The sequence below is a fragment of the Candidatus Endomicrobiellum pyrsonymphae genome, from assembly GCF_020328025.1.
Taxonomy (GTDB): domain Bacteria; phylum Elusimicrobiota; class Endomicrobiia; order Endomicrobiales; family Endomicrobiaceae; genus Endomicrobiellum; species Endomicrobiellum pyrsonymphae.
Map to the genome: position 1 here is coordinate 1 of NZ_JAIXMZ010000064.1, position 6585 is coordinate 6585.

At 32.7% G+C, this 6585-nt stretch carries 7 protein-coding genes; all 7 read right to left on the reverse strand.

Annotated features, from left to right (window positions below; genetic code table 11):
* Window positions 1-294: 294 nt before the first annotated feature.
* The 7 genes from LE180_RS05580 to LE180_RS05610 all read right to left on the reverse strand — a co-directional run bounded on the left by LE180_RS05580 (window position 295) and on the right by LE180_RS05610 (window position 6251).
* The gene (locus tag LE180_RS05580; protein WP_374134470.1) at window positions 295-1695 is read right to left on the reverse strand and encodes an HAD-IIIA family hydrolase; all 1401 of its coding nucleotides are present in this window, start codon (window positions 1693-1695) and stop codon (window positions 295-297) included.
* Window positions 1656-2669, reverse strand: coding sequence for a tetraacyldisaccharide 4'-kinase (gene lpxK, locus LE180_RS05585; protein ID WP_374134471.1), 1014 nt, complete (start codon window positions 2667-2669; stop codon window positions 1656-1658). The genes LE180_RS05580 and lpxK overlap by 40 nt, the downstream gene beginning before the upstream one ends.
* Entirely contained in the window at window positions 2666-3418 is a 753-nt protein-coding gene (locus tag LE180_RS05590) for a glycosyltransferase family 2 protein (protein ID WP_374134472.1), read from the reverse strand. Before LE180_RS05590 ends, lpxK begins: the two co-directional genes overlap by 4 nt.
* Before the next feature lie 14 nt (window positions 3419-3432).
* Window positions 3433-4536: a glycosyltransferase family 4 protein gene (locus LE180_RS05595; protein WP_374134473.1), complete on the reverse strand. Its 1104-nt coding sequence runs from the start codon at window positions 4534-4536 to the stop codon at window positions 3433-3435.
* On the reverse strand, window positions 4533-5246 hold the full coding sequence (locus LE180_RS05600) for a PIG-L deacetylase family protein (protein WP_374134474.1): 714 nt from the start codon (window positions 5244-5246) through the stop codon (window positions 4533-4535). Before LE180_RS05600 ends, LE180_RS05595 begins: the two co-directional genes overlap by 4 nt.
* 429 nt (window positions 5247-5675) lie before the next feature.
* Window positions 5676-5954, reverse strand: a complete 279-nt coding sequence (locus tag LE180_RS05605; RefSeq protein WP_374134475.1) for a hypothetical protein — start codon at window positions 5952-5954, stop codon at window positions 5676-5678.
* Window positions 5955-6008: 54 nt separating this feature from the next.
* Complete coding sequence (locus LE180_RS05610; RefSeq protein ID WP_374134476.1) at window positions 6009-6251, reverse strand: hypothetical protein; 243 nt, start codon at window positions 6249-6251, stop codon at window positions 6009-6011.
* Between the last annotated feature and the right edge of the window lie 334 nt (window positions 6252-6585).

The following is a 6585-nucleotide window of genomic DNA, read 5'->3' on the forward strand; positions in this document are numbered from 1 at the left end:
AATTCAGTATAATAAAGTGTATAAGACTTTTGGCATTTTGTGCCTCCTTTTAATTTGGTATTAGCTTCTTGCTTTCAATTGTTCACATGCTGCAAACTAAAGTTTGCGCATCAGCAACCTCATCAAGCTTTTACCCTTGTGGTGTTGGAGATCCTGATGAAAACGGGATCTTTGCCCCTTCCTCGCTCGATCTTCCAACACCCTTATACACTTTATTATACTTGTTTTTTAAGGAACAATTCCTCGCAAATATACTGCTGGCTCGATTTAAAGCAATTTGATTATAGTATAAAGTTAGTTAATTGTAGCGCTTATAGATCCCAACTGGCTTTCCACATTTACATATACGGGCGTCCTTTGTTTATCATCGGTAATCCAAATAGTCATTTTACCGCCTAAATCCATTATGTTTGCATCATCGGATACAAAAGGCTCCACCACAAAACAATTGAATGATTTTTGTCCAATTTTGATTAATTCCTTTTTTAAAACTTTCACGGTTAAAGGGTATGATGAATCTCTCGAATGTATGTTTAAGTTATATTTGTACCCTACTTTCAAATGAAGAGTCCTAACGTAACACAATGCCGTTAAAATATCTTGAGCATATTGCGCAGTTTTGCCTTCTTGTATTGTTTCATCAACATGTAATTGATACGTTTGTTTTACCGGATCAAAAAAAAGATGCTCGCTCTTTTGTATTCCGTTTTGCAATGTTTTTGATATAAATTGGAAAGAAGATTTACTTTCTTCGTCAAACAAAGACTCAAATGTTCCGCTAATAGCATAAAAAGAATCCAGAAATGATTTTGTAACCAAATCCAAGCACACATAACGAGCCTTTCTTCCTCTTTCGTTCCTAAAGCCCTTTAGTTCTAAAGATGCTTCGCCAACGGGAATAAAATTCCAAAGAATAGTATATTTAAGTTTTTCGTATTCCGGGATTTGATATTTGCCACGTTTTTGCCAAACATATTGTTTTTTATTTTCATCCAGTTTTTTACGTTCGTTATCAAGTTTTTGAGAAACAAAAGAATCTTGCGATGTTTTAAAATCACCGCAAGAATACGACTTTTGCGCAAAACACAACACAGAAGAGATAGTCAGTACAGACAACAATATATTAATTTTTTTAGTATTTTTAATTATCAAATCGACCGCTTGTTTTAAAGTTCTACATACGGCAAAAGGTTTTATTTTTTCCTTAGACACTTTAATTTGCTGTTTTTTGCCATGACCGGTAAGCACTAAAATTCCTTTGCCTCCCATATTAAATCCTAGCAAATAATCTCTTACGCTGTCGCCAATCGTATATGATTTTTTAAGATCTATACTAAAATCTTTCGAACCCTGCATGACCATCCCAGTTCTTGGTTTTCTACAACAACAGTCGTCGCTATCAATGTGTGGACAATAATAAAGACCATCTATTTTCGCTCCTGCAATTTTAAGTAAAGAGATAAATTTCTTGTTTACTTTTTCTAATTCTTCTTCTGTAATCATTCCCCTACCAATGCCCGACTGATTCGTTACAACTATTATTTTGAAACCCGCTGTTCTAAGTTTGTTTATACTTTCTGCGACAAAAGAATAAAGCTTTACTTGCTGAGGCGAATTTAAATAATTTCTATCAAAAATAAGGGTTCCATCCCTATCTAAAAATACTGCAGACTTTTTAACACTTCTCGTTCCCATTGTTCTCTCTCCGTTACAAAATGCGGATTTACGATAAGAACCGCAATTTTTTCTTTTGTACTCGCGTCACTATTTTGAAATTTAACAGCATCTTTAGCTGTAATAATAAAATACGAATTTTTATCTTTTTTGCTAATTATCTTCTTAAGCATTTCGTTAGTATAACTGCTATGATCTCTCAAAACAATACTGTCTTTTATCTCTATTCCTGATTTTTCAATAGAATTTTTAAAACCTTTTGCAAAACCAACGGCGCTTAAAGAATATACGTCGGATTTTTTTAAAAGCTCAGAGCTGAAACTCGTACTTAAGTCTGTTTTTTTGTATTCAAACCCATTGTAATAAGAAACAATCGATTGTTTACCTGATAACGCAAATATTTCTGCTTCTAATTTATGAAGTTCTTTTTCAGAAATCATATCGGAATTTGTAATAATTACAAGTCCGGCTCTTTTTAACGCTTCGGGTTTTTCTCTTAAAATCCCCACCGGTATAAGCATACCGTTCCCAAATGGATTTGCAGCGTTAACGCATACTATGTCCAAATCTCTTTGAATATTCCAATGCTGAAAACCATCGTCTAAAATATAAACGTCCGTATTTATTTCGGTTTCAAAATTTAAAGCGCTGGAATATCTGTCTGCACCGACAACCACGCACGCTTTTGGAACGCTCTTTGCAATTAAAAGAGGTTCGTCGCCACTGTCTAAAACATTAACTCCTACTGCTCCATCTTTTAAAAGTAGAGGTTTTTTATTTTTTCTCGCATAACCGCGCGTTAAAACTGTAGGTTTTAAATTATTTTTTATAAGGAAGTTCAAAAGTTCTATTACAATAGGCGTCTTGCCTGTTCCACCCCAGGTAATATTGCCTACGCTTATTACAGGTCTTGAAAGTTTTTTCGGACTGCTAAATTTTCTATTTGCTCTGGACACAGCGACATAAATTAAAGACAATGGATACAAAAATTTCATTTATTTTGAAGTTCCCAAAGTTTAGCATATTTCATTAAAGTATAAAATGAAGAGTACAACATAGCAAGTATAAAGCCTGTCAATCCGTCAAGAAATCCTTTTTTGATAATATACATTTTTACAAACATTACGAATGGATTTATAATAAGATTTAAAATTCTAAACTTTTTACCCTTTTGAAACATTTCTTCAGCGCGCAAACCTGTATAAAAATCAGATTTTTCTATAAAATGTTTTATATTGTTGTAAGGATAATGAAGAATATCACCGGTGAAATACATTTTTTTACCTTTATATTCAATACCCTCGTGTACCATCTGATCTTTATACTTTACTTTCTTTTTATTAAAAAAAACAGGGTGTCTGTAATCCGGATACCATCCTGAATGCGAAATCCATTTATTTATAAATTTGCTTTTTCTTGGCGCTACATAAGCATCATACTTAGGAGAATTTTTAAGTTCGTGTTCTATTTCTTTTCTTAATTCGAGAGTTATTCTCTCGTCAGCATCTAGACATATAACCCATTCGTAAGAACATTGAGTCAAAGCGAAGTTTCGTTGTTTGCCAAAATATTCAAATTGATTTTGAACAACTTTGCAACCCAATTTTTTTGCTATCTTCATAGTGTTATCTATACTAAAATCATCAATAATAACAATTTCATCAGTCCATTTAATGCTGTTTATACAATCTTTGATATGTCTTTCTTCATTTTTTGTTAAAACATAAGCTGAAACTTTTCTCATTGCAGTCTCCGCAATTAAAGATTAATTATTTTGCCATAAACTTCTAAAGTGTCTGCAACAGTTTTTTCAATAACAAATTTCTTTTTAACAAATTTTTCACCCTCAACACCCATTTGTTTTGCAAGTTCTGGATTATCAATAAGCTTCTTTATCGCATAAGCTATCTGCAAAGGATTTGATGGTTCTACCATAATCCCTGTTGTTCCATCAACAAAGGATTCAGGATTGCCACCGACATTGGTAACAATAACAGGTTTCCCAAGAACCTCAGCCTCTACAACAACGTTTGGCATTCCTTCAGTATCCCACGCAGGTAAACAAAAAATATCCATAGCGGCAACAAATTCTTGCGCCTGATTTTGAAATCCCGTAAAATAAATGATATCGTCAACTTCTAACTTTTTTGCATAAGCTCTTTGCTCTTCTAATCCCTTACCTGATCCTACAATTAAATATCTTAAGTTTGAATATTGATCTCTTAAAATTTTTGCGGCTTCCATAAGATAGATTTGCCCTTTGCCATTAAAATCTACTATGTTGGCAACTACTCCAACAACAATTTTGTCCTGCAAATTATATTCTTTTATAACACTACTAAAATCAATATTACCGCTAAACTTTTCAACATTTACGCCATTATAAATTACTTTGATTTTATTTGGATTGACTTTTTCATACTTAATCAACCCGTTTGCAACAGCCTGCGACACAGTGATGACAGCATCAACAAAACGATAATGATTTTTACTGACAAAACCGTGTCTTGTGTCTTGTCTTCTATGAAAAACAACCTTAAGATTGCGAGAAAATAATTTTATTATCAAAGAAGTCCAAAAAAGCTTCCCTTGATGCACATGCAATATATTAATATTATTCTGATTAACTATTTTTAGAAGCTGCAAAATTCCGGAAGGATCAAAAGCATTAGCGGCTTTAAAAGCGACAGTCTTAATATTTTTTTGCAAAGATTCTTCATACAATTTACTTCCGAAAGGCGCTGCAACTATGTTATCGCATTCAGCAGTTTTTTGAAGATTCGAGGCTAAAAAAAGTGTAGTTCTTTCCGCGCCGCCCATGGAAAACGATGAAAAAATATGCAACACTCTATATTTTTTCATTTAAACACTTTATTCCATAAGGATATATACTCTCTTATAGTCATCATAAAAAACGTTTCAGCGTATTGCATATTATGTTCTTTTAATTCGCCCCAATATTGGTTTAACCCTCGAGCAATTTTTACGTAATCTCTGCTGACAATCTGCGTTCTATAACATTCTATTGTTTGCTTCTTCAGCTCCCATACATCGCTTATGTCAAACAAGCAATTAGGGTTTAACGGCGACCATATAGCATAACAATAAACCATAAATTTTAAATTTATCTTCTTTTTTATATTAACAAGAACTTGTGAAATTGCTGTATGGTCGTTGTGTTTGTCAAAAAAGAATGGGATAAAAATAACATCAGGATTAACTTTATTAATAAGCAAAGTCAAGGCGTCTTCAAAATCTTTATTGCCACTTAAACTGCGGGCAGCAAACTGCATAAAATGATTCCTTTTAGATCCTATAATCTTTGCAGCTTGTTCCGCTTCTTTCATTCTTTCAAACGTATCGTGCGTACAAAAAGCTATCTCAACACACCCGCCTGCTTTAGAATGCTTTATTAACGTGCCTGCGCAACCAACAGCTTCGTCGTCTTGATGAGGCGCAATAACTAAAACTTTTTTACCGTAAATAGCTTCCTCTTTTGGAATTGAGTAATTTATAAAAGGTTGTATATACTCATACATTCTAAATAAATATCTGTTTTTCAAACGCTTCATTTAGTTCTCCAAGTTTTTGTTAAGAATATTTGTATATTTATGTACATCAGTTGTATACAGAATTTTTAAACATTATTGCTGTGTCGCTTTACAAGTTCTTTGCATCTGATAAACAATCCGTTCACTGATTGCTTCACATGTCTAAATACATGATTACTCGCGAACGTACTTCTGCCTTTATCTTGCTAGCGCTCATTGGTTTATTTTTGTAGTCTTCCTGGTGAATTCGTACAACGCAATCTTTATCTTCATTAATCGCTTTTATTTCTTCCTTTATATTTTCATCTTTTGCTCAACTTATTTAATTTATCGTTCTCTCTCAAAAATGCCCTTTGTTTCATAATTCCATCCTCAATAAATGCTCTATTTATTTCCAAGGAAAGTATATCATTTTTATAGTTAAAAAGATACTTTTCTTGCACGGATATTTTATTTTTTTCCGAATTTTAAAGAAATTTTTGCGCTAATTTGATTATTAATACAATTTTCGCCTATCACAAACGTATTTCCAAGGATAATATTTGTACAATTTGCAAGTTTTACCGTAAAATTAAGCCCAGCGCATATTGAATGTTTATCCAGCTCATCTCTTTGACTTATTCTAGAAATATCTCCATGTCTTGTATATTTTACTAAAACATTTGTATTGATGTCGCCATAAAGTCCTAAATAAAATATACCTGTATCTAAATCTATTACCTTTGCCACATTGTAGTTAACCTCGGTTCCTAATTTATACAATTGGTTTTTGTTGCGCTTTTATCAAATTTTAGAGCAAATTTTCCTTTTTCTTCTCCATAGATAGCTATTAACATCTAAAATAATATATTCATAGGAAGCAAAGGACTTAACTCTGATTTCTTTCACTATTCTTATTTTTAATTCCAAATTATATTGTTTGCCTTCATAATCGCTATGATATCTTTCTTCTTTAGCTTTTCTGTTTTGCGAGTAAGAATTCCTTCCGCCTTTAAGGAAAAGACTTAAAAAGATTTGTTGTTCCATACACAAAAGCTGACATATGTTCAACATCAATATTTGCATCTGTTGATGTATATTTTGGATGCACAACATTACCACCTGCTACTAAAAAGAGAGTAGGTTGTGTATGCCGCCGAATCCGACTATTCGATGATGTAGCAGGTGGTAATGTTGTGCATCCAAAATATACATCAACAGATGCAAATATTGATGTTGAACATATGTCAGCTTTTGTGTATGGAACAACAAATCTTTTTAAGGAAAAGACTTAAAAAGATTTGTTGTTCCATACACAAAAGCTGACATATGTTCAACATCAATATTTGCATCTGTTGATGTATATTTTGGATGCACAACA

Excerpts from the sequence above, each read along its gene's own strand:
- LE180_RS05580 (WP_374134470.1), bottom strand. The coding sequence starts at position 1,695 with ATGGGAACGAGAAGTGTTAAAAAGTCTGCAGTATTTTTAGATAGGGAT.
- lpxK (WP_374134471.1), bottom strand. The coding sequence starts at position 2,669 with ATGAAATTTTTGTATCCATTGTCTTTAATTTATGTCGCTGTGTCCAGA.
- LE180_RS05590 (WP_374134472.1), bottom strand. The coding sequence starts at position 3,418 with ATGAGAAAAGTTTCAGCTTATGTTTTAACAAAAAATGAAGAAAGACAT.
- LE180_RS05595 (WP_374134473.1), bottom strand. The coding sequence starts at position 4,536 with ATGAAAAAATATAGAGTGTTGCATATTTTTTCATCGTTTTCCATGGGC.
- LE180_RS05600 (WP_374134474.1), bottom strand. The coding sequence starts at position 5,246 with ATGAAGCGTTTGAAAAACAGATATTTATTTAGAATGTATGAGTATATA.
- LE180_RS05610 (WP_374134476.1), bottom strand. The coding sequence starts at position 6,251 with ATGGAACAACAAATCTTTTTAAGTCTTTTCCTTAAAGGCGGAAGGAAT.